Source organism: Streptomyces sp. NPDC037054 (assembly GCF_055606745.1).
In genome coordinates, this window is the sequence record NZ_JBVJSJ010000016.1 from 60,201 (window position 1) to 85,723 (window position 25,523).

The window sequence follows — 25,523 nt, forward strand, 5'->3', positions numbered from 1 at the left end:
CCCCCGGAACAGATCGACCGTGCCGCGACGTGGTGGAGGATCGCGATGTACCAGACTCCTCGACAGCTCTCTGACCTGGACGCTCAGGCTGCGTCTGAGGCCATCGTCTTCTGCGCCTCGACCAGCCCGGAGAACAAGCCGTGGCAGTACCGGCTCTATGCCATCGGCTCGGATGGCCCCGAGGCCGCCTATACCGAGCGCGGCAACTACCTGTTGGTCCGCGTGGCAGAGGACGGCTCGGTGCACGAGGTGGCCTCCCCACAGGTACTGGTGCACCGGCAGTGGGCCGAAAGCCTCTTCGACCGGCTTTGGCAGGCGCTGGAGGAAGGGAGCCTGTCCGAGGACACGGACGATGAAGCCGCGCTGCACTCGGCAGAGCAGGCCATCGTCACCGAGATCGTCAGCGGGCCGCCGCCCACCGAGGAAGGGGACAGGACGCCCCCGCGCGGGGCGGGGGAGCCTCTGGAGGAAAAGGCGACCTGGGAGGAAGCGCCCCAACACGTCGAGCAGTTCCAGGCGGGAGACGTTATCGCCCACCGGGACTGGGAGGCCGCCTCGGCCGCGTTCACCCTCCCCGACTACCAGCCGGCAGTCACCAGCGGGCCTCCACAGGACGGCGACGTCGACACCGATCCGGAACGCCTGACCGAGGCGGTGGTCGTCAGCAGTACCGATGGGCGCCTGCTGGTGCAGGACGTTGACGGCGACGACGAGCCGTATGCCGTCGATGTCACGAAGGTCGCTCTGCGGCGCGCCGTCGCTTCTCCGCCGACGGAGGTGCAGCGGCTGCGGTTCAGGCCGCGGAGCCAGGACGACCTCGCGCCGTCCGGCCCGCTGGCGCGGATCCGGGCAAACATCGCCGCGATCCGAGTTCTGCACACCCTGCGGGAGGAAAAGCGGCCCGCGACCGAGGCCGAGCAGGCCGTGTTGGCTCGCTGGAGCTCATGGGGAGCGGCCTGGCAGGTCTTCGACCCCCGCAAGCCGGAGTTCGCCGGGGTGCGCGCGGAGCTGCGGTCGCTGTTGACGGAGGAAGAATGGCACGCGGCCGAGGCGACCGTCCGCAACGCGCACTTCACCGACGCCGCCCTGGTACAGCCGATCTGGCAAGCGCTCAAGAACCTGGGTTTTTCCGAGGGCCGGGTGCTGGAACCGGGTTGCGGCAGCGGCAACTTCCTCGCCCTCGCCCCGCCCCAGGCGGCGATGACCGGAGTCGAGCTGGACCCGATCACCGCCGAGATAGCCGCGGCCCTGTACCCGGACGCGGAGATCCGCGCGCAGGACTTCAAGGACACCCGCCTGCCCGAGAGCTATTTCGATGCCGTCATCGGCAACGTCCCCTTCGACGAGATCGCACCGACCGATCCCGTCCACAACCCGCTGCGGCTGGCCCTGCACAACTACGCCATCGTCAAATCGCTCGAACTGACGCGGCCCGGCGGCCTGGTCACCGTGATCACCAGCCGTTACACGCTGGACTCCATGGGCAAGACCGCCCGGCTGGAGATCGCCGACCGGGCGGACCTGGTCGGTGCGGTGCGGCTCCCGGCCAGCGCGCACCAAAGGGCCGCGGGCACGGCCGTCGTCACCGACGTGCTCATCCTGCGCCGTCGTGACGGCAAGGTTCCGGAGACTCCGCCGGAGTGGGTGGGCCTGTCGCCGGTGCAGGTCGGCGCGGAGCGCAGCGTCCTGGTCAACACTTACTTCGCCCAGCACCCCGAAATGGTGCTGGGCACGATCGGGCTGACCAGCACCCAGTACGGCCGCGAAGACCTGACCGTCCGCCCGAAGGAGGGCACCGACCTCACGAAGGCGCTGACCGAGGCACTTGCCTCGATCACCCGTCAGGCCCGGGAGTCGGGCCTGACGATGAGCGCCTCCCCGGATGCCGCGCAGCGGATGGCGGTCGAGCAACGCGCCGAGCGGATGCGTCAGGCGCAGGAGATGTTCGGCGAGGAGCTCCAGCGGTTCGAGGGCACCCTCATCGACCAGGGCGACGGAACGTTCCTTCAAGTCGTCGGCGGTGAGCTGGCCGACCGCCCGTTGTTCAAGAACGCGGTGGAGGAGCTGCGTGCGCTGCTTCGCCTGCGCGACACCTACGTCGACCTGCTCAGCGCGGAGCCCACCGGGCAGGACGATCAGGCCACCTCCCTGCGCAAACAGCTCAACGCCCACTACGACGCCTACGTCGCTCAGTACGGGTTCCTCAACGACCGGGAGGCGCGCCGCGACCGCCGCAGTGCGCACGGCGCCTTCCGCACCGACCCGTACGCCGCCGGCGTGTACGCGCTGGAGGTCTACGACAAGGAGTCGCGCACCGCCAAGAAGTCGGCGATCTTCACCCGGGCGGTGACCAAGCCGCAGGCCGAGCAGAGCAGCGCCGAGACTCCGCAGGATGCGCTGGCCATCAGCCTGAACACCTACGGCGAGGTGAGGCTCGGTGAGATCGCCCGCCTGCTCGGCATGGAGTCCCTGGACCAGGCCCGGGACGCCCTCGGTGAGCTGGTGTTCGACGAGCCGGGCACCCAGCGGTTGGTGCCCGCCGCCGAGTACTTGAGCGGGAACGTCCGCGAGAAGATCGAGCAGGCCGAGAAGATCCTGCGGATGGTCCCGGAGGAGTCCCGGGCACAGCACCCGCTGCAGGCCAACGTCGCCGCGCTGCGCCGCGTGCTGCCTCCCGACGCGCAGCCTGGGGACATCGAGAACGTCGAGATCGGCGCGACTTGGGTCGCCCCGAAGTACTACGAGCAGTTCATCCAGCAGCTGCTGCAGACCAAGGCCGTCACCGTGACGCGCACCTCCGGGGCGGACTGGGAGGTCGACGCTCCGACGGCAGTGCGCAAATCCCGCGCGGCCACCAAGGTCTACGGCACCGTGCGCCGGGACGCCGTCGAGCTGTTCTCCCGCATGCTGCGCCGGGCCACCCTTGTGGTCAAGCCGCCCAAGCCGGACGAGAACGCCACTGCGGAGGACATCCGGGACGCCAAGCGGTGGGCCGCGGACCAGACCGAGCAGGCGATCGCCAAGGCCGACGAACTGAACCGGCTGTTCGCCGACTGGCTGTGGCAGGACCCCGAGCGCACCAAGGACGTCCTGGACACCTACAACCGGCTCTACAACTCCTACGTCCCTTACCAGGGCGACGGCTCGCACCTGACGTTCCCTGGTCTGTCCGAGACGATCACCCCGCTGCCGCACCAGCGCGCCGGCGTCGCCCGCGCGCTGTCCGAGCCGTACGGCACCTTCTTCGACTACGAGGTCGGCGCGGGTAAGACCTACACCATCGCCATGACGCTCATGGAGATGAAGCGCCTGGGCATGGTGAACAAGCCCTCGATCGTGGTGAAGAACTCCACGGTCAACGACTTCCGCAACGACTTCCTGAAGGCCTATCCGCAGGCACGTGTGCTGGCAATCGACAGCAGCGAGTTCACCAGGGAATCCGCCGCGGCGTACGTCGCGCAGATTGCCAACGGTGACTGGGACGCTGTCATCCTGCCCCAGTCCCTCTTCAAGCGGATCCCGATGTCCGGGCGCGGACAGGCCCAGTTCATCGCCGACCAGACGGCCGAGTACCGGGCCCGCATCCACAAGGCGCTCACCGGCAGCGACCAGGCGCTGGACCCGGCCCTCAACCCCGGTGGCGACCCGCTGATCGCCGATGCACTGGACGCGGCGACCGCCGTGAGCGAGGGCCGGCCCGTCTCGAAGGACACCATCAAGAAGCTGCAGGGCGACCTGAAGCGCCACACGCAGCGTGCCGAGAAGAACCTGGTCAAGCAGACCACGACGGGCATCTCGTGGGAGCAGACAGGCATCGACTTCATCGCCGTGGACGAGGTCCAGGACTTCGCCAACGGCGAGGTCGGCGCGAACAATTCCGAGCTGTCGCTGCCGGTCTCCGCACAGGCCAAGGACCTGAAGGTCAAGCTGCGCTCGATGTTCAAGGCGTACGGCCGCAAGGTCGGCCTCGGCGCCACCGGGACCCCGTTCCCCAACGCCATGCCCCAGGCGTACGTCATGCTCGACTACTTCCGCCCGGACCTTCTGCAAGCCGCCGAGATATCCGCGTTCTCCTCCTTCCAGGCGCAATACCTCGCGGAGACCATGGCCCCGGAGATCTCCCCGGAGGGGATCCCGCGGATCAAGGAGCGGATCGGTGGCTTCCGCAACGCCAAGTCGTTCAGCCAGCTGTGGAAGTCCATGGCGGACGTCAAGACCAAGCATGATCTGAATCTGCCGGTCCCGGACTACACCAGCGAGACCATCGTTGTCCCCGCCACCGACGCCGACCGCGAGTACATGGCGGAGATCGCCGACCGCGCGGAGGCCGTGCGCGCCCGCGAGGTCGACGCCTCCGTGGACAACCTGCTGAAGATCAGCAACGACGGCCGGCTGGCCGCCATGGACTTGCGGATGGTCGGCATGACCCCCGACGGTCCCGGCAAGCTGGATGCCGCCGCCGACAAGATCACCCAGATCTGGCAGCAGTACAAGGACCACCGTTACACCGACCGCGAGGGCAACCCCAGCGAGCTGACCGGCGCCCTCCAGCTGGTGTTCGCCGACCGCGGTACCGCCTCGGAGGAGGCCAAGAAGCAGGGCCGGTTCATCGCCTACGACTACCTGCGCGACGAGCTGGTCAAGCGCGGCATCCCCGAGGACAAGATCCGCTACGCCCAGGACGCGCAGACCGCCGAGGAGAAGGAGAAGCTGTTCGCCGACGCCCGCGCCGGCAAGGTCGCCGTGCTGATCGGCTCCACCGACACCATGGGCGTCGGCGTCAACGTCCAGGACCGGGCGATCGCGCTGCACCACCTGGACTGCCCCTGGCGGCCCTCCGACGTCACCCAGCGCGAGGGTCGCATCATCCGGCAGTTCAACCAGCACTTCACCCAGGGCGTCCCCGTCCAGATCTACCGGTGGACCAAGGCCGGCTCCTTCGACGCGTTCATGTGGCAGACGGTCGAGCGCAAGGCACGCTTCATCGACCAGGTCCGCACCGGCCGTGAACTGGACGAGCAGGACCAGGCGCTCGACGGCGACCTGGGCAAGGACTACCTCGAATACGGCGAGATCAAGGCCATCGCGACCGGCAACCCGCTGCTGCTGAAGAAGCTGCAGGCCGACGAGGAGGTCCGCCAACTGGAGGCGGCCTACAAGAGCTGGCAGCGCACGCACAAGCACCTGCGCAACGTGGTCGACACCGCCGACGAAACCCTGGCCAAGGCCCAGGAGCGGGCCGACCTGGTGGCGCGAGCCCTGTCGGTGCGCACCGACACCAAGGGCGACGCCTTCCGCATGGAGCTGCCCAACGGCACGGTCGTCGCCAAGCGTGGCGAGGCGGCAACCGCACTGCGGACCCAGATCGCGCTGATCCAGCGCATGATGCATGGGCCGGTCAGCCGCTGGGAGAACGTGGCCACCGTGGGCGGCCAGCAGTTCGAGGCCCGCATCAATTCCGTTCACGACTACATCGAGTTCCGCATCCGGGGTCTACAGGACATCCCCCAGGCCACCTACACCATCGACGACGTCGGCGGGCTCGTCAGTGACACCAAGCCGCCGCTCGGCCTGGTGGCCCGCTTGGAGAACCTGTGCGAGCGGCTCGGTGACATCCACACCAGGCTGCTGGGCGCCGTGCAGGAGCTGAAGCAGGAGATCGACCGCGCTCAGAAGCTGGTCGACCAGCCGTTCACCAAGCTCGACAAGCTCCACCGTGCCCGCGCCGAACAGGCTCGCCTCGATGCCGAGATCGAGAACCAGGTCACCGGCCAGGACCTGTACGAGGACGACACCCCGGCGCCAGATCGCACTGCCATCAGCGCTCCGGCGGCGCAGGCCTCGGGAGAGCGGGCCGGGCAGCAGGCCACGGGGGAACCCTACGCCCACCGGACCGAGTACTGGGCCGCCGAGCATGCCGCGTTGGAGGGCTACCGGGCGTGGGAGCAGGAGCTCGGTACCCGCCTGGCCGATGGCACCGACGCCGAGGCCAGCCTGGCGGCGTCTGCGCAGCTGATGCTCGCACAGTCGCAGGACGCCCGTCGTGGCCGGTTGCTGGGGCTGGAGCAGGTGGCCGACTGGCAGGTGCTCCAGGCCGCGGCCGACCTGGCTCACAAGGTCGCCGAGCAGTGGGACCGGGACCAGCGCGGCCCGGAGGTCGTCAGGCGCACCTGGGAGATGGCCTACGCGCTGCGCGACCACGCCGCCCGCTACCGCGCGACCGTGGAGGACCGCGAGAGCACGGCCTTCCAGCAGTGGTGGGACACCGACGAGCCGATCACCGTCGCGGATGACGAGGCGATGGAGCTCATCCCCGGCCTGTCCATCTTCGACCACTACACCGTCACCGGCCCCGAGGGCGCGCGCACCACGGCGGTCAACGGCGTCGACCTCGCGGCTGGTATCGCGCAGCTCATCGCCGACGGGCTGATCCTGGAGGAGGACCCCGACGGCATCGCGCTGTCAGGGCCCGACGGCGTCCGCTTCGAGATCACCAGAAGCACGTCCCCCGCTGGCACGCCTGCCGGCCCCGGGCCCGACACCATGGCGCCGGGCGTGCAGAGCGCTGCCGAGGACACCGAGATGGCCGCGGCAGAGGACCAGGCCGCGGCGGGTGAAGCGGACCAGGCGAGCGAACCCGAGCCCGAGCCCGAGTCGGAATCGGCTTCGGTGGTGGAGGAAGTGCCCGGCTCGGCCCTGGCGCAGGCCCACCGGCTGGCGGTACTGCTCGACCGCTACACCGACGGGGGAGAGCTGGTGGCCGGCCGGGAACGGGTCGGCGAGTCGATCAGGCAGCTGCGTGACGCACTGGACGTCGCCGGGCCCGGCGATGCCGCCGCACCGGTGCTGGGCGAGTTCGCCGAGGCCAGCGCGGATGTCGAGCGCGGCGAGCAGCTGTCGCCGACGGACGTCTTCGCTCGCTACGACCGGCTGGCCACCGCCGCCTTGCGGCTCGCCGACGAGACCGGCGGCCAGGTCGCCGAGCACGCTGCCCGGCTCGCCCAGCGCACCGAGCGGCACCTGGGTCGGATGCACGCCACCGGCCGCGACCTGTTCGACATGCTCCTGGACGCCTCCGCGCTGGACACCGACGCCTGGGCGGTCCTGGTGCGCAACGACCCGCTCAAGGAGCGGCCCACCCCGTACTCCGGCAGCGACCATCTCACCTTCGCCCGGCAGCTGCTGTTCGAGACCTACGACCGCTGGCCCGAGGTCTACACCGGCAAGGGCGGGGAGGCCAGCGCCCAGCTGCGCGGCGCGATGTGGAACATCCGCCAGGCCCCCGACACCGCGATCGGCACGGCGCTGACCGACTGGATGCAGATCGTCTCCTACGCGCTGGACGCGGCCGAGGAGGCGGACAACTCCGTCAGCCGCACCGTGCTGCGCGACCTGGCCCAGCGCGCCTACCGGCACCACCAGGCTCTCGCCGCCCACCAGTTGGCTGCGGCCGACTCCCCCGCGTACGGCCCGGACCGCTCCTTCGCCGACGGTGTGGAGCGGATCACCACGGCGTGGGAGGCGTGGCTGGAGACGGCCACCGCCCGCGACCTCGCCGAGCGGACCGGACGGGCAGCGGACGCCGCGCTGGGCAGTGCGCGTACGGCCCTGGAGGAGATCCGGCAGGCGCTGTACGCCGCCGAGTGGGCCACGATCGACGACGGCACCCTTGAGGAGGTCACCCGCCGCACGACGAAGCTCGCGCACGCTACCTACGCACTGGTGCTCAGCCTGCAGGAAGGCGCCTACCGCAGCCCGGACGACGGCAAGGCGCTGACCCGGCTGGTGCGGGCCAGCTACGAGCATGCCGCCGCCTGCCGCGCCAGTGCCGACGACCCGCAGGCAGCGGTCGAGGTGCGCACCGCCCTGGCACGGCGGCAGGAGCAGTTGCGGACCGAGACAGGCCCGCAGGCAACGCCGGAGCCAGCCACCGGCTCCAAGACCGGAGTCGAGGCCAGTGCGCTGGAGATCGAGCACCACTACCGCGGCACGGTGGTGCGCGGCACCACGAACCAGGAGCGCGATGCTCCGGTGCGCGCCGCCCTTGACCGGCACGGCTTCCGTTTCTCCCGTAACCAGGGTTTCTGGTACCTGCCGAGGCGCATGGTGCAGACCACGCGGGACGTCCATGTCCGCAAGCTGGTCGACGAGCTCGTCCGCCTGGGCCGGACGTACCGAATGGCGGAGGAGCCGCCCGAGCAGGCCGGCCCGCCGACCGTCATTCCGGCGGGGGAGCCTTACACCAGTAAGGACGAGGCCACGGCGGACTTTGAGGAAATGTTCGCCGGCTACTGGCGGATGCAGGACACCCCGGCGGGCAAGCGGCTGATCACGCGCGGGGTCGGCGCCCGCCCGGACGGCGAGGCGGTGCACCGGGCGCTGGAGGACCTGCGGCAGGGCCCGGTCGGCAGCAGCCGCGACCCCTTCGCCCACCCCGCCGACGACGTCGTCCGCCGCTGCACGGAGCTGGCCCGTGCGGCGCAGACGCTCGCCCATAACCTCCAAGAAGAGCGGTACCGCGCTCCGGTGGCTTTGCGTCACTTCCGCACGATGACGCAATACGCCACCCTGCTGGCCTCCCGCATCACCGCGACGGCCCAGCAAGAAGGACTTTGGGAGCGTCTGTTCGCCACCCCCGGCCCGGGCGTCGAAAACGATGCGGCACCGGCCTCGCAGGGCGAGGCGCTGCAGACAGCCCCCGAGCAGCAGACCCAGTCGGCGGAACTCTCGGCCGAGCAGCCGGAGCCGGAAGAGGAGATGGATGCTGCGCCGAGCACGCCGGAAGCTGACGGTGCCGTCCCCGGGATTCGGCTGACGCAACAGCATCTGGAGGCGCTGCCCCACCATGCCAACCCGCTCCCGACCGAGGACGCGCGGCTGGCCGTCGTGACCACGCTGAATCTCCCGGACGGGCAGGTCCGTGACGTGCTGTTGCTGCTGCAGTCACTGGAGGTGGACGCGGCCGACGGCAGCGACCCGATCATGCGCGGCGCCCAGATTGTCCCCCACAACAACCTGCTCTCCACCAGCTTGAACGGGCGCTTCCTGCCCGCCGATCTGCTGGCCGTGGCCGACGCCCGCGTGCTGCCGCTGTCCGCGCCGATCCCCTGGGCGCAGGTGGAGCAGTTGGCGACGCTGCCCGCGCACCAGGCCCGTCTCGCGCTGCCGCTGCTACTCGACCACGCGACGCCCGAGGAGACCGCGGCCGATGCCACTCGGGCGTTCGGCCTGGCCCCGCCCGCGCCGGAACTCGCCGCCGAGCAGCAGAGCGCTGATCAGGCCCCACAGGCCCAGGAACCCGCGGCGCCCCAGGAGCACCAGCAGGAGCCGGCCGAGGAGGCCCCAGTCACTGAGGAGCCGAAGCAGGAGGAGAGCGTGACGGTCACGGAGCCGGAAGCGACAACAGGCCCGTGGTCCAGCCGCATAAAGATCGTCACTGACGGCGGAGGGACCTTCGTCACTGGCACCGGCGCCGCCGGGTACTGGGAGCAGGAAGCAGAGCTGCGCGATCTTCTGAAGAAGGGCCGCCGCTTTGCCTTCCGGGAGGGGCGCTGGCGCTACCAGGGCCGGGCGGCCGACCGCGACCGTGTTGTGGAGGAGATTCGCGCCTACCTGCGGACCATGGACGAGCGGGCGGTATCCGCGCCGGCGACCCCGGTGACGGAGTATCCGCCCACCGAGCAGCAGCAGAGGATCATCGATGCAGCCCTCGCCGGGCGGGACATCGCTGTCCAGGCGCTCGCCGGAACCGGCAAGACCTCCACGCTGCAGATGGTCACCCGGCGGATGCCCGACAAGCGCATCGTCTACGTCGCGTTCAACCGCAGCATTGCTGACGAGGCGAAGCGGAAGTTCCCACGCAACGTCACGGCGGACACCTCCCACGCGTTCGCACGAGCCGCGTTGAGGAACACCCCGCTGCGCGACAAGATCGCCAAGGCCGGGCGCAACGGCGGCGCGCGTCGCCCGAAGGACGTCGCCCAAGCCCTGGGATTGAGCGAGCCGCTGAAGTACAAGGGCGGCGGCATCGAGCCGGAGGACGTGGCACGAATCTTGATGTCGGCCATCCGCCGGTTCCGCGAGAGCGCCGACGCCGAGCTGGGGACGCAGCACCTCGGGCAGAGCTGGGCGGCCAGCCCGGCCGCTGCCGGACTGCTGGAGGTCGCCCGCCGCGCGTGGGCGGACATCGCCGACCCGAACAGCAACAAGCTGTACTTCAGCCACGACGACTACCTTAAGCTGTGGGCGCTGACCAACCCGCGGCTGAACTACGACGTGATCCTGTTCGACGAGGCGCAGGACATCAACCCGGTCCTGAAGAAAGTCATCCAGGATCAGGACACCCAGACGATCGTGGTCGGGGACAGCAACCAGAGCATCTACGAGTTCCGCGGCGCCATCGACGCGCTCAAGGACTGGCCGGCCGACGAGGTCCTGCCGCTCACCCAGAGCTGGCGGTTCGGCCCGCAGGTCGCGGCCGTCGGCAAGGCGTACCTGCAGTTGCTGGGTTCGGACTTGGTTTTGGAGGGCAACCCCGCGCTGGACACCACCCTCGGTCCGATCGAGGAGCCGGACGCCGTGCTCACCCGCACCAATGTCGGCGCGATCGCCGCGGTGTTCGCCGGCTTCGAGGCGGGCAAGCGAGTGGCGCTGGTCGGCGGTGGCCGAGACATCGAAGAGATCGCGAAGGCGGCGCGTGACCTTCAGCGTGGGCGTCGCACCAAGCACCCCGAACTCCAGGCGTTCGATAGCTGGAATGAAGTCCGCGAGTACGCCGAGAGCGAGGACGACAAGTCCCTGCAGATGTTCGTCCGGCTCGTCGATCGCTACAGCCCAGAAGGCCTGCTGGGCATGATCGGGGACCTGGTGCCGGAAGACGCCAAGGACGAGGAGACCCGCCCGGAGTTGGTGGTCTCCACCGCCCACAAGGCCAAAGGGAGGGAATGGGACCGGGTGCGCATCGGCCCGGACTTCCCGCAGCCGTCGGAGGACGAGAACGGGGAGCTGGTCCTGCCCGCGGCCGAAGAGCTGCGGTTGGCCTACGTGACGGTGACCCGGGCCAAGGAGCGCCTGGAGATCGGCTCGCTGGGCTGGGTGCACACTCTCGGTGAGGGACTGCCTCAGCCCGCCGCCGCACAGCAGACAGTCACGGCCGCGCCAGAGCGGACCACGTCCGAACAACCCGCCACCGAGGCGGCGGAACGGCAGGAGCAGGCGCTGGCCGACGCTGGCGCGGCGCCGGAACCGGTGCGAGGTCCGCTGGTCACGGTCAGCCTGTCGACCGACGGGAAGGGCCAGCTGGCGGTTGCCGTCGAGACTGACGGCTCGCGCCACGAACGGCCCGTGCCCGATCTGGGCGTAGCGGATCTGCCGGGGGTGTCCCTGCCCGTGACGGCGCAGGTGCCCGCGCTGGTCCGCACATCCTCGGCCAGGGAGTCGCTGGTGTCCGAAGAGGAGGTCGCCAGCTGGCTGTCGGCGCATCTGCCCGGCAGCGCGCTCGCGCCCTGCTGGGACGCGCAGCAGGCGCGCGGAGGGCTGACCGCGGCGGTGCGCGACGCGCTGCGCGAGGCCATGGCCCCGGCAACGGAGGACATCGCGGCGTGGCTGGTGGAGACCGCCACCGAGCAGGAGCGGCTGGTGCGCGCCGCGCACGTCAACGACCAGGACAACTTCGCCCTGGTCTTCGCGCGGGTCGCCGACGACCTGGTCACCGACGGCGGCTCCGAGCACCTGATCTGGTCCTACCTGGGTTCCACCACCCGCCGTGAAGAGGTGCTGCGCCTGGCGGTCCCGGCCGCCTACGAGCAGCTGGGCCGCCTGGAGCTGTCCGAGGAGACTCAGCGCGAAGAGCCGGCACAGGTCGCCGCGCAGGAATCGGTCCCGGACGCCGCCCCGGAGCAGCAGGGCCCGGACGCCGAGGATCGGCAGCTCCTGCTCGACGGGCTCGGCGACCGCATCATCCTCGGTCACATCGGGCCGCAGTCCCAGTCAGTGGAACCCGAGATACCTGAGAGGGTATCGGCGGTACCCGAGGCGGCTGCGCAGACCGCAGACGAGCAGCCGTCGCTGTTCGCGGACGGCAGCGCCCCGGCCTCTGCGGCCAAGACGGCCGACGCCGAGGCGACCGGGGGCGCACCGGCGGAGGCGGCGGGCGAGGTTGCCGCCGCCGGGCGGCCGGCTCCCCTGCCGTGGGACCACGACAAGATCCGCCGCCGCGCCCAGGCCGGTACACGCCGCGGGCAGACCAGCACCATCCCCAACCTCGCCCGCGAGATCAGCGAGGCCCTGGGTTCCAGCCGCGCAAGGATCGTGTGGGAGCAGGATCACCCCTTCGACCAGTTCCTGCTCAACCTCCAGCACACCCTGAACGGCTTCGGCGAGGACGACGCCGCCACCCGCGCCCTGGTGGAAGAGGTTGCCGGTGATCTGCGGCAGCGGATCGGACAAATCGCCGACCGCGCAGCCGAGCACTACAAGGCGCTGATCACCCCGAACGCGGGCGACCCGCAAATGCTGGCCACGCTGGAGGAGCAGCTCACCGCCGACAACCGGCTGCCCGAGCTGACCAATCCGTTCGTCCGCGAGGCGCTGGCGCTGGTCCTGCACACGATTGACGAGGCCGAGCGCACGGCGCGCAGTCGCAAGCTCAAGCCGGCCGCTGTGCGCGATGCACTGGACCAGATTGTGGGCCTGGCAGGGTTCAGTGCGGTGGACGACGAGCTGTTCCCGCACTTGGACGCGGCGCTGACGCCAGTCAAGGTGCAGCTGGACGCGGCCCGTGAGGTCATGGCGGAATTGGGCTGGGACGCGCAGGTGGTGGAGGAGTACGCCGAGCTGCGCCGAGCGATCGCCGAGCGCCAGCAGCCGTCCGCGGCGGCCCAGTCTGCTCAGCCGGAGCAGGACGCGCCGCCCGCCGAGAGGGAGACCGCCGAGGGCGGCGAGGAGGCCGCGCCCGAGCCGCTGACCGACCGTGACATCGCAGCCGCGCTCAGCCGGATCTCCGATCACGACTTCGGCCAGCTCATCTTCGATCTCGACAGCGGCCAGAAGCGGTACCCGCAGCTGTACGACGGGTTCTTCCGGATGCCCGTCGGGCCGGGGAACGAGCAGGGCCAGGAGACGGCGAGTGCCTACTCCTCCCGGTCGGGGCTGGAGATCGCGGTCTCCGTGGATGGCACGCTCGTCCGCGCGGGCAAGATCCCGTGGTCCCGCGCGGTCACCTGGCTGCAGCCGGCCCTGACCCCGGTGCGCCGGGAGCTGATCGTCGAGACCTGGCGTACGGGCAACGCGCTGCAGCGCACGGAGGACGGTTTCACCGTCATCGGTGAGCACGACCGCTTCCAGGCCGCACGCCAGGAAGTGCGGGACCTGCTCGGGTCGTTGAAGGACACGCTGATCAGCGAGTCGCTGCGGGCCCAGGAGGAGGGCACGGCCGAGGACCTGATCGCGCGGAACCGGATGTCGGCGCAGGAGCCGGACGACGGGCTGATCAGCCTGGATGACTTGGTGGACCCAGGCAGCGCGAGCGAGCGGGCAGCCGAGGAGGCGTCCTTGGAGCGAATCCGGCGCCTGTCGGCCGTGCTGCCGGAGCGCCACACCAGCGCCAAGCCGCTTGGCGAGGTACGGACGGGAGACGCCTTCTGGCAGGTCTCGCCGCAAAGGCTGCTGTTCGTGGCGGACGGCCCCGCCACCGTCGAGGAGGGGTGGATCTCCATCGCCGGCGAGCTGCTGCTGGGAGGCGGCGAGCGGCGCCCGTATGTGTGGTCACTGCCGCAGTGGACCAGCCTCGACGTCCAGGTGCAGCCGCTGATGCTGCCGCAGTCGCTGGGCAACCTCATCGACGTGCCGCTCGACGCCGGCGCCGAGGGCCGTCCGCACGTGGCGGTGGGCGCTCTCGCCGAGGGGGTTTCCGCGGCGCCGCAAGAGCCGGTCGCTGCGGTCGAGGCGGAGCCCACTGCTGTACAGGAGAGTGCCGAGGAGGTCGCGGCTGCGGAGTCACAGACGGAAGCGGGCGCTGGAGCGGCAGACGAGCGCGGTGCGGAGCAGGCGGAGACCAGGCAGCCGTCCGGGCCACCCACGGACAGCACGGACACTGCCGTGTCGGGTGCCGCCCCTGCGAGACCGGACGACGGCGCGGCAGCGCAGCTGTACGCGGACCGGGACGCCTTCCTGCGGGAGTTCACCCAGCTGCGGCAGGCCTACGAGGCATGGGCGGCCTGCGACACCGGCCGGTCGATGCTGGCGGAGGCCCGGGAGCTGCGGGAAGAGACCGGCGTCGCCGCCGCGAACGAGGCCGCGCAGATCGAGGAGGCGTGGCGCGCTGTCTCCCGGGCCGGGCTTGGCGACACCGATCCGCAAGCCCTCGCCCGCAGCTATCAGGAGCTGATCTCGGCCGCGACGCTGGCCGGGCGCTCGATGGACGCGCGCCGGGCGTTCGCCTCGGTCGCTGACCGGCGGCTGCTGCAGGCCATGATCGCGCAGGCCCGAGAGCAAGCGGAGCGTTTGGAGGCGACTGCCGCCCAGCAACCCGCCCAGTCGGCGCCAGCGGAAGCGGCTCCGCAGGGTTCGTCCGCCTCGGTGGCCGAGCAGGAGGCTGCGCCGGCCGACGGCGCTGACCTCGCCGCGGAAGCCGATGTCGATGCCGTCGCGGACGACTTCGCCTTGTGGCGCGACGTGATCGGCGACGACCTGGTGGCCGACGGGGTCGTCCATGACAGCGACGAGTGGGAGATGGACGGCGAAGGCGGCGTGCGGCGCCGGGAGACCGACAGGGACCCGGCCGACTTTGACACGGCGGTCGACGGCACCGAGGAGGCGGAGACGGAGCCCTCCGTCCGGCCCGCCGATGCGTACGAGCCCGCCGCAGGCGCTCAGCCTGCCAGCGACACGATGGAGGAGGAGCCGGTGGCGCAGCCGGAGGCACCGACGGAGGAGCCACGCTCCTCGGTCACGGACGAGTTGGATCAGCACTTCGAGAGCATCATGGCCGTGCTCCGCAGCGGCGGCGCCGGTGAGCGGCAGAGCGTCGAGCTGAACGTGTCGGCGCCCGCGGCCCCCACACGCCGTTTGAGTGACGAGGAGGAACGGAGGCTCAACGCCCGGTACGAGGTACTGCGCGAGGAGTTGGACCGGGCCCTGCGGAGCATCGACGCCGATCCGATTCTGCCGCGCACGCAGAATTCGGCGGTCGACGCGGCCGACGCGGCGGAGCTCGACGCCGCCATGGGGGCGGCCCAGGACCAGGCAGGCTACTACTGGGGCACCCCCGAGTGGGAGACGATCCGGCATGTTCGCGACGCGGCGCAGGGCCTGCGGGCGGCGGTCCGTGAGGCGGTGGGCACCTACGCCGAGGGGCTGGTGCGCGATGTGCGCACCCACGGTCTGGACCGTACGATCCAGGCCCGGACGGCACGGGTGATCTCGCACGCTGCCTTCGCGCTGGCCCGGCGGCTGGACCGTGGTGGGCAGCGGGACACCGCCGCCTGGCGGGCGGTGTGGCGGTTGCACCGTGCCGCGGCCACCCGGGCCGACCGGCTCACCGGCCTGCTGCCGCCCGACCAGCGCATCGACCTGGCCGACCAGCTGCGCGGGGCCTGGCAGTGGCTCGCCTCGCGGATCACCATCCGGCCCGCCGGTGAGGAAGGCGCCGACCGCGAGACCGGCGGGCGGGTGCGCGCGTTGATGGAACGCGGATTCGAGACGATCAAGCAGGCCTACCACACGGTCGCCGACCGGATCGGCGACCTCGCGCAGCACCCGCTGTGGCGGCGCGTCACTGCCGCCTTCGAGTCCGCGCGAGAGGTGATGGACCGGGCTTGGCTCGGCGTCCATCGGCTCTCGGCCGACAACGCCACGCTGGGCATCGGGCGGACGCTATGGGTGCGCACCGTCGAGATGATCTCTCACGGCATCCGGACGCTGCTGGACCGGCTGGAGCGCGGCGGAAACCGCGACGGCCTGCGCTGGAACGCGCTGCGCGTGCTGCACCACGCGGCCGAGGAGCACATCTCCCACCTGCGCGGCTACCTCCCCGAGGGGCAGACCACCCCGCTGGGCACCTACTACGACCCCGAACCGGCCGCCCAGAGCACCGCAGTGGACGGCGAACAGGCCACCGACAGCCCGGCCCCGCAGGCCACGGCTCAGGCTCCCGGACAGGAACCTGGGCCGCGTTGGAACCCCGAGCACGAGCCGTTCCGCAGCAGGTGGTTCGACGAGGTGCGCGCAGCGCTGCCCCGCGAGCCGGTACCGGACGGAGAGCTGTCCCGCGGTGACATGATCAGCCTGCTGTTCCGGGAGAACCAGCGTGTAGTGCGGGGGCAAACCGACCGGGCCGAGGCAGGCCAGCGGGCCAACCAGGCGGTCGAGCTGTACCTGAGCGGTCGGGGCAGTGAGGTGCCCGCCATGCTGGCCGGCCAGGGCTACGCCTACGTGCGAGGCGAGGACGGCGACCGGTGGCAGCTGCGCGCGAGCACCGACGGCCCCGCTGCGACGGCGCAGCCGGCCGCTGCCGCTCCCGAGGCCTCGAACCAGTCGGAACAGCCGGCGGCCCCCGCAGCGGAGCGGGAGTCCACGGAGGCCCCGGCGCCGCCGCTGCCGCAGCGCAGCCGTGTCCCCGACGCTCCGGCCACGGCGCCCACGGCCGCGGCCCCGCAACAGCGGCAGCGCCAGGCGCCGGACCAGCGGTCCCTGACCCAGCAGGCCCTTGCCGCACAGGCGGAGCGGCTGCGCGACCGGGGGCGGCTCGCCGCCGCGGCGGCGACCACACCTGCCGAACGGCGCAAGGCCGAGATGCTGCTGGAGCTGGCCGACAAGTCCCAGGCGGCGGCGCAGAAGCTGGCCGACAAGCCCCAGACGCAGGTGGCGCCGCAGCAGGAAGGGGCGCTCATGGCCGAGCCGTTCCTCGCGGCGCTGCGTGTCCACGCGGCAGCCAAGGGCGCGGCGCTGCCGGAGGACGTGATCCAGGGCGCGTGGCAGGCGGCGATGAAGGCGACCGCCGCAGCCCAGCGGCCGTCGGCGCAGCCGCAAAGCCCAGCGCCGAAGGGTGCGACGGCGAAGGGCCCGAGAAAGGAGAAGGAGCAGCGTACGCAGCGGCACGCGCAGCAGGAGATCCACCGCCAGCAGCGCAATGCCCCGAGCACTCCAGGGCGTAGGTAGGAAGTACTCGGGGCCGGTGGCGGGCGCCGTTCAGCGGCGGGCGTAGACCGCCAGGACCTCGCCGGTGCGGAAAACGCCGTTGGAGGCGGCCAGGTAGATGGGGACCTCGGCCGCCGCGGACAGCGCCTTGGCGCTACCCGCGGCGAGGTCGACGCGAGCACCCTGCTCGGTGCTGTCCGTGCCGTCCGGGGCGATCGGCAGTCGCCCGTACAGGCTGGAGGCGTCACTGCCGTCGCCGGTGTGGATCAGGCCGTAGGCGGTGCCGTCGTCGCCGACCGCGGTGAAGTCGATGCCCTTGCTGCTCGCCGAGCTGGTGTAGCAGCGGCCGGTACGGGAGTTGAGGTCGAAGACGGTCTGCCCGGAGACCAGGTAGCGGCCGTTCGCGGAGGTGCGGGTGGAGCTCTGCGCAGAGCCGGGCTGCAAGGTCAGTCGATCGGCGGAGGTGCAGCTGACCGAGTCGATCGTCTTCCCGGTGGCCAGGTCCTGGACGGTGAAGGTGGTCTTCGAGTCGGCGCTGAGGGTGGGCTGGTCGGTCTGGGAGTCGCTGGTGTGCCAGGCGGCGATGAGGTACTTGCCCGTGACGGCCAGGGGGATGCCGGTGTGCATGCCGCGTGGCGCGGTGGTGCACGGCTGGCCGCTGCCGTTGCCCCACTGATCACAGCCGGTGGTCTGCTCGTACGTGGAGACCACGCCGGCGGAGGTCGCGAATGCCGGGGTGGCACTAAGCGTGCAGGTGGACCCGCCACAGCCCGGTACCGTCACCTCCTTGGCCGTGACGGAACGCTTGGCACCGGTGGCCGGGTCGATGACGGTGGCCTGGCTGTAGGTGCCGTGGTCCGCGGCGCCGACCAGGAAGCCGCTGTCGCTTGCGGCGAAGGACAGGGCCTGGTCAGACGGGACGGGCAGGTCGAGATGGTGGGCGGCGGTCGCCTTGGTGGGGGAGCCGGCCGGGATGATGTCCACCGTGACGGTGGGGGCGGCCTGGTTCAGCCCGTCGCCGCTGGTCTTGCCCTGCCGTGCGAGCAGCACCTGCTCGCGGCCTCCAACGGTCATGACGAAGACGCCGGTGCGGGCGCTGCTCAGCGCGGCCGGTGTGAAGGTCCAGGCGACCTTGCCGGTGGTCAGGTCGTACGCCTGCACGCGGGAGGCGTCTTCGGCGGCCTGCACCACCAGGTTGCTGCGGGGCGCAACGGCCACCAGGGGGAAGCCACTGGACCCGGCCTGAACGTCCGGGGTCTCGGGACTGGCCTTCGTGCTCCAGCCGCGGGTGGCATCGAACCCGTCCGGAACCGGCAGCCGTACCGACGTCGTGCTCGTGCCCTGGGGGCGGGTCGGCGAGGGGGATGGCTGCTGCGCGTCGCTGTCGGAGCCACCGCAAGCACTGACGGCGGCGAGAGCCGCAGCGAGCAGGACTGAGGCAGCCACTCGCTGCGCCACGCGCCGGTGCCGCGCCGTCCTGCAGGCGGAGCCGGGCCGGTCGACGAGCCAGGTAGATGGCGGATGACTCATCAAGTCCTCCGAGAACAAGGGATGTTGCTATCGGGAAGGAGCTGCAAGCCCACATTAACCTGGAGGTCCTTAAGGTTTCAGGGAGTGGGGTGCCCGGCATGGGTGACGCAGGTTACAAGGAACAGGGCATTGAGGCTGCACGGGCAAAGTTGGGTGAACTCGCCAACCGAGCCGCGTACTTGGGCGAGGTGACCTACCTGACGCGCAATGGTCGGCGGGTTGCCGCTGTGGTGCCGGTCGTACCGGGCGGGGAGCAGCCAGTGGCTGCCGATTCGGCTGACACTGCCATGTCCATACGGGTGTGGTGTGACGAGGACGGCGGCTGGTGGATCGATACACCGGAGCTGGGCGGGAGCGAGCTGCGGGTGCGCCGGCTGGTTGCCCAGGGCCCTGCGGTTCCGGTCGAGCAAGCCGCCGGACGCGGTGCGCTCCGTCGCGCTGGACGCCTATACGGGCCGTAGCGTAGGGGGCAGCCAACCTCTTTCACTTGTCATTCAACGACCGGCGTCGAACGCGACTCGAACTTGATCAGCGTTTTCGCACTTCAGTGGACATGTAGGCGGCCTTCGAATGATCCTTTTCTCCGTCACAAAGTGGATCAGCGCGAAGGCCGTGGGCGTGAGTTTGGTGCATCAAGGCGTCCTGCGGGATGCGTTCGCGGAAGTGTCACACTTCCGGTCAGAGTTGTACGCGTGCCTGACTGCGCGGGGCGACGCGTTGTTCGAGTTGTGCGACGCGCTGCTGTGCACGGACGGGCCGGTGCGGACGCTGGTCGATCTCGCGCTCGCTCTCGAGTACCGCCGTGGGCACGGAGCGCTGTACGGCGGACTCAACCAGGGCCGGATCGACGCGGCCCGGCTGCGTCGTGCTCTGGTTGGGGTGCCGTTGCCGAGAGCGGCGGATGGTCGGCTTGTGCTGGCAGTGCTTCCTTCGCCGCATCGACATCGAGTACACATTCCGCCTGTTCAAGCAGACCCTCGGCTGGACCAAGCCCCGGCTTCGCAGCTCGGAAGCAGCCGACTGGTGGACCTGGATCGTGATCGCTGCCTATGCCCAACTACGGCTCGCTCGCCCGCTGGCCACCGACCTCCGCAGGCCTTGGGAGAAGCCGGCCGAGCCGAACAAGCTCACGCCCGCCCGCGTTCGCAGAGGGTTCAGGAACCTGCACGCGAAGACCGGCTCCCCGGCTAGTGCACCGAAACCGTCGTGACGTCCGACAGTCTACGGACCCCCTCTGCCTCGCGAGGGCACATGCGGCAGGTGGTCCGCGGGGGGCCTCACGCCACGTGCAGGTGCCGACCTCGGCGCGGGGGCTGCTCGTCCTTCGTGGCGGGCGGTTCCGGCACGGCCTGGAGGGGGCCCGTCTCGGCGGTGTCCTCGGGCTTGCGGTTCAGCTTGGACCTGAGGCAGTTGAGCTTGCTCTTGATGTGCGGCGCGGCCTTCACGGCGACGGCACCGAGCGCGGCGGCGGCGACGGTGGCGGCGACACCGATCACCACGCCGTTCACGACGCCTTCCTGACGGCCTTCTTCCCTCGCCTCAGCCCTGATCTCGTCGAGTTCGGCGTCGGCCGGGTAGAGCACGGCGTGTCCAGCGAGCACGTTAGCGGCGTCCCGCAGGAGGGCGCTGATCCCCCCGGGACTGCTCGAATCCGAGAGGCTCGTCCCAGCGGGGCGTTCCACCACGAACACGTCTCGGATGGTCCCGGTCTCTTCGTCATAGGCCATGGGAGCACTGTAGGGGGCATCGCCTTTGCCGGGAGGGGGTATCCGGCAGGTGGCCCTTGGCCGAGGTGCGCTTCTCCCGGCGGCGCTGCCGCACCACAATCTCGGACATGCGAGAAGAGGACCTCTACACCGAACAGTACTTCGGCGACGAGCACCTATCCGTCGCCGATGCGCCGCAGTGGGAGCAGCAGGCGTTGCCGACGACGAAGCTGAACGTGCAGTACAGGAACCCGTACCTGGACTCTATGACGGCGAAGGTACTGCTGGGCGACTACTTCGACACCGGGCGTCTGCCGCCCGCGGAGGTCGTCGCGGCGGTACGGCACCAGTCGTGGAGGGACCTGGAGTACAAGGGGGGTTCGCTCGACGTCGTCGGTGACCGGCTGTACGTCCTGTTCTTCCGTTCCATGTGCTCGAAGCTGTCGTACGTCAAGGTCGGCCGGACGAAGAAGGAGGACAAAGCGCAGGTTCGGAAGCGGATCATGGCGCATGAGGGCGAGGCCAAGATCGCCCAGGCGGTCCTTTTCGACGCGTGGATCTCCCGTCCCTGTGTGTCGGCCGTCGTGTGGGAGAAGGGCGTCAAGGCGCACTTGAGTGCTGCGGCGGAGGAGGACATCATTCCGGTCGAACAGGTGAAGGCGGAGTACTTCCGTGGCATCGCCTTCGGCACTGCTGTCCGGGTGGCCCGGATGCAGGAAGACCGCAGCGGGGTCGTCTTCCTCGCACCGTGATGCCTGGTCCGGGGCTCGTCCTGCGCTGCGCGTCCGACGGCTGCGGGGGCAGGGGTCTCTTGCGGTCGCCGCGCCGCGTGTCCTCTTCACGTTCCACGGCCTGCGGACTGCGTCCGGCAGCCGGGGAGTGTGGAAAGGATGCGGCGCGGTCGGGCGGTGCGGGCCCTGTAGGGCCTTGATTAGCAGAAACAGGGCCAGTCATCGAACCTGAATCAAGATCGGCCAGATGAGGGCCATAGGCCGCCCACCATGCCCCGGACAACTCGAAGTGCGCAAGTAGTTGACCGCCAGTCACCAACCGGTTCTCACTCCTGATCAGGAGGGCTGCTGGCGAAAACGCCAGAGGTTGAGGACGCGCTTCCGCCCCGGGACCCAATAGTCGTCGGGGACAAGCTGGGTCATCAAGGCGGGGCTGGGTTCCTGGCGCAGAGCGGTGATGTCACCATTCTCGGTGGTCGTGGCCATGAGGAAGCGGCGTGTGTAGGCGCTGCTGAGCGCTCCGAAGAAGGCGAAACCCTGCTGAGCATAGGCTGCGAGGGCTTCCTCATCGCCATCGGGAGCGAGGTGGTAATCCAGTCTGACAATGCGGCCGTCACCGTCAGTATGGGTTACCTCCTCCGGCATCCAGCCGGCGTACTGTGCGAGAAACCACGCAAGTTTCATTTCTACCGGGTCGGTGATTGTCTGTCCGGCGTTGCTCAGCCGGAAGCCGGTAACCTCCACGAGGCGCTCTCCTTCCTTGGTGTCAGATTCAGTCGTCGTTTGCTCCTGATCAGGGTTGAAAAGTATGGAGATGGTCAGTGGCCACTTCCCTGCCAGTTGAGCGTCGCCGAGGAGAGCCATCTCGTTGCCCTTCATGGCGGAGGAGATTGTCAGGCGTCGCTGCGATCCCGCCTCGTCGAACCTGGAGGGATCGACAAGGGTCCACAGGTTGGGCCCGGCCCAGTAGTGGGCGTAGAGCAGGCGCCCGCCCGTCAAACCGGCATATGCCTGCGCCGCGGCCATGTCATCGGCTCGCACTTTGACCTTCTTCTCCATGCCGGGGGCCACCAATTTCACCTCGACTAGGAGCACAGTGCCGTCATGCAGCACGATCCTGAAGTCGGGCGGCAGCAATTTTCCCTGGGCATCATCGAAGTAGTACAGCCCCGCATCTTCGGTCTTGATGAGACGGATCGACCCCAGCGCCACGGTCACCGCTTCAAAGGCGTACTGCGTCTGGTGTCCCTGCAGCCGAGAGACGTTACCCAGCGACTCACGCAATGCGCTGCTGATAGCAGCGATCGTCTCCGGGTGCCGATCCCGCAGGAGTGCTGCTGTTTGGCCGTCTGGTGGTTCCCCCAGGGCCAGTTCGATGAGAGGTAGAACCTCGATCCCCAACTCGCCATTCCGCCCCCGCCTCAGCACCATGTTTCGGCCCCTCCCCAGTCTCCGAACGGAGCCATTCTGTCACTGACGGCAACGGACGGAGGCTGCCCTAGAACGCTCGCTGGAGGACAACGATTGCGTCGTTCCCCGGGAAGGGGCCGCAACATGTACCGGTGCCTCATGCGTCTTCGCGCCCTGTCGTTGCCCTGAGCTGTATCAATGGCGGGGTGTGATGTCCCCTCAGTCGACGAGCTGCTTCAGCTTCACTCCGACGGCGGTTGCTTCCTCGCGGCGCCCGAGCATCGCCAGGAAGAACATGAGGGTGGTGAGCGCGTCACCGTAGTCATACTGGTCTTTGACGGGGCCACGTTCGTGCACTTTCACCACCCTTTGTAGGAGGTCGAGTGCGTCCTCGTGATGGCCGAACTCTGCCAAGTGGTTTGCCAGGGTGTTCAGGAACATCGCGTACGGGACCGTGTGGTGATCTGGATCCCGTTCGTAGACGGCCTGTTTCAGATCTACGGCCTTCCGGTAGCAGGCAAGCGCCTCCTCTGCGGCTTCCAAGTCCATGTGACAACTTGCCAGGTTAATCAGCGCATCGGCGTACGGGTCCGCGTACTCGTCAGCGTCCCTCTCGTGCAGCCTCCGGTACAACTGCACCGCCTGCTGGGTTTGTTCGAATGCCTTCTGACGCTTTCCCTGCATGATGAGGGAGAGCCCGTAGTTGTACTGGGCTTCAGCGCAGCCATGCAGGTAGCGCTCGTCGGGGTCGTTCTGCCCGTGCAATTCCTCCCGCAGCTCCAGTGCCCGTCGCATCAATTCAAGCGCTTCCTCGTAGCGCTTCAGTTCCCCGTATGTGGCTCCGACGTTGTACAGCGCGTGAGCGTGGAGAGTTTTGTGCTTGGCGGGGTCTTCATCGAACAGACCCCGGCTGAGATCGAGCATCTGCTGGAAGGCATCAAGCGCCTCCTGGAATCGTTCCAGGCCGCTGAGGGTGGTCCCCAAATTGGCGAGCGCGCGGACGTAGTTAGAGGTGTGTCGCCCAGGTTCCCGTTTATACATCTCCCGGTACAGCTCCGCCGCCCGCTGACAGTGCGGTAGCGCTTCTTCCGGGCGCCCGAGCTCCAAGAGACACAGCCCCAAGTTGTGGAAGGCCGATGCCCGCTGGGGCAGCAGCCGGTCTTCAGGTACTCGTTCGTGGAGTTCTTCCCTCAGCTCCACTGACTGTTGGGCCAATACCATAGCCTCGTCATGGCGGCCGAGGTCGGAGAGCGTTACTGCCAGGTTGTTCAGCGTCGACGCATATTCGTCCGTGTACACGTACTGGCCCTGTTCGAGCAAGTCCGAGTACAGCTCCAGCGCCTGCTGATGGTGGGCGATGGCTTCCTCGGGGCGGTCGGCGGCGCCACAGCAGCAGGCGTGGGCTTCATGAGCAGCGGCAATGTCGGCAGAACTGCGCTGGTGTTCCTGAGCATGGGCTAGGGCCCGTTCGGTGAGGAGGATTGCACTCTCCGCCAGTCGGGGATCCGGCCCCGGCAGCACATTGTGCACCGCGCCCATGAGTTCCCAGTCGTCGGGCAGCGCGCGGAGCAGACGGTCCAGCAGGGGCTGCACGGTGGCGGCTCGGTCAGGGCGGGCCGGGTCGGTGATGGCTCTGGCGAGAACGGTCGCGGCGTGCGGGGCTGCCGACGCGGCCAGGCCTTCCAGTAGCGCAGCCTGGTTCTGTTCCCCGTGCGCGGGGTTGCGAGGTGTGAGCACGGTAGCGATGAGGTGTTCAGCGAGGCGGTCGGGCTGCAGCGGCATCGCCCACATTTCTTCGCCAGGCTTGGGCGGGTAGAGAACGCGCAGCCAGCGGGCTACGGCTTCGTCCGGTGGCAGCGCCCTCTCGGTCCGGTCGGTCAACGCTGTCCGGACGCGAAGGGCCACGTCGAAGGCTTGGGTCTTGTCCCTGGTGCCTAGCAGGGCCGCGGCGGCTACTGTCATCCTGCGCGGCTCGGGGCCCATCTCGCCGTCGATGCCGGTCCGGCGGGCGGCATCTTTCCAGTACATATCCTCGTGCCGCAGCAGTTCGTCGAACACATCGCCGATGGGCATGCGGCCTGCGTCGCCAGCGGCTGTGTTCGGGAAGTCGGTGCGGAGCACGGCGACGAGGGCACGGGCGGTCACGTCCAGTGCCCTCAGTCCGGTTCCAGCGCCTTCGATGCGCACGTCTGAAGACGGTGGGTTGATGCCGAGTGCGGTAGCGAAGTCCTGGAGAGCGACGTCGAACAAGTCCTGCGGCGTCACGGCCGGGTCGGTAAGGTCGGCTTCGTCGTATCCGGCCCGAAGGAGGTAGCCGAGGTCGCCCGGAAGGTTCTCCAGTTCCTGCCACCAGCGGCCGGCGGTGCGGGCCAGCAACAGGACTCGCACCGTGCCCGTGGTCCGATAGGCGTCCTCAAGGAGTTCCTTTAGGCCGGGGCGGGCCTCGGCATAGTCGACAACGAACAGCAGAGGGCGATCCGGGTACAGCGCGCGTTGCTTGCCGACACGGTGCTTCTCCTGATCATCGCCGTGGAAGACCGTGGTGGACACCCAGCCTGCTTCTTCCTCGGCTGGCAGCGACGCGAGCGCGTGCTTGAGCTCTTCGGCTAGGCGGCTCTTCCCAACGCCGCCCGGCCCAGTGATCAGCCGGAACCGGACGTCGGACGGGTGCAGGTTGTCCCGGCTCTCGCACCAGTGCAGCAGCTGAGCCAGATCCTCGTCGCGGCCCATGAGTTGCACGGTCCTGCGCAACGGCGACAGCAGCGCAGCTCGGCTCTGAGGTACCCAGACCTCCTTGGCAGCGGTCTCCCGCTCCCAAAGCTCCAGCGGCGGGGCATGCATGATGTACGTGCCGCCTGGTTCAACGATGACGGGGTTAGTGGCACCGCTCTGGTCGATGACCTTGCTGCCGTCGCCGACTGCGTTGTGGTGCGCGTCCCGGCCGGCAGCGAGGGCGCCATGGTCGGCGGACACGTCTGGCCGGGTACCGCCCGGACTTCTCTTTCTCTCC

General features: G+C 69.5%; 6 protein-coding genes and 1 pseudogene. 3 read left to right on the top strand and 4 right to left on the bottom strand.

Annotated elements, in window-relative coordinates; genetic code table 11:
- Positions 1–45 precede the first annotated feature (45 nt).
- Positions 46–17,157 (top strand): UvrD-helicase domain-containing protein, encoded by a 17,112-nt coding sequence (locus ACZ7D7_RS30585; RefSeq protein ID WP_470828537.1) that lies wholly within the window; start codon positions 46–48, stop codon positions 17,155–17,157.
- Positions 17,158–17,187: 30 nt separating this feature from the next.
- Here the strand turns inward: ACZ7D7_RS30585 and ACZ7D7_RS30590 are convergent, their stop codons facing one another.
- Positions 17,188–18,582: a hypothetical protein gene (locus tag ACZ7D7_RS30590; protein ID WP_470828539.1), complete on the bottom strand. Its 1,395-nt coding sequence runs from the start codon at positions 18,580–18,582 to the stop codon at positions 17,188–17,190.
- Positions 18,583–19,284: 702 nt separating this feature from the next.
- On the opposite strand from ACZ7D7_RS30590, the pseudogene ACZ7D7_RS30595 reads away from it, so the two are divergent.
- Positions 19,285–19,873: pseudogene (locus tag ACZ7D7_RS30595) on the top strand (transposase); the annotation flags it as partial.
- A gap of 70 nt (positions 19,874–19,943) precedes the next feature.
- On the opposite strand, the gene ACZ7D7_RS30600 reads toward ACZ7D7_RS30595, so the two are convergent.
- Positions 19,944–20,267: a hypothetical protein gene (locus tag ACZ7D7_RS30600; RefSeq protein ID WP_470828541.1), complete on the bottom strand. Its 324-nt coding sequence runs from the start codon at positions 20,265–20,267 to the stop codon at positions 19,944–19,946.
- Positions 20,268–20,500: 233 nt separating this feature from the next.
- Here ACZ7D7_RS30600 and ACZ7D7_RS30605 point away from each other — a divergent pair, with 233 nt between their 5' ends.
- Positions 20,501–21,124 carry a hypothetical protein gene (locus ACZ7D7_RS30605; RefSeq protein ID WP_359387079.1) on the top strand — a complete coding sequence of 208 codons (624 nt, stop codon included), beginning with the start codon at positions 20,501–20,503 and terminating at the stop codon, positions 21,122–21,124.
- Positions 21,125–21,439: 315 nt separating this feature from the next.
- Here ACZ7D7_RS30605 and ACZ7D7_RS30610 read toward each other — a convergent pair whose 3' ends face one another.
- Positions 21,440–22,534, bottom strand: a complete 1,095-nt coding sequence (locus tag ACZ7D7_RS30610; protein WP_470828543.1) for a hypothetical protein — start codon at positions 22,532–22,534, stop codon at positions 21,440–21,442.
- 198 nt (positions 22,535–22,732) lie between these two features.
- The gene (locus ACZ7D7_RS30615; protein ID WP_470828544.1) at positions 22,733–25,486 is read right to left on the bottom strand and encodes a tetratricopeptide repeat protein; all 2,754 of its coding nucleotides are present in this window, start codon (positions 25,484–25,486) and stop codon (positions 22,733–22,735) included.
- Positions 25,487–25,523 lie beyond the last annotated feature (37 nt).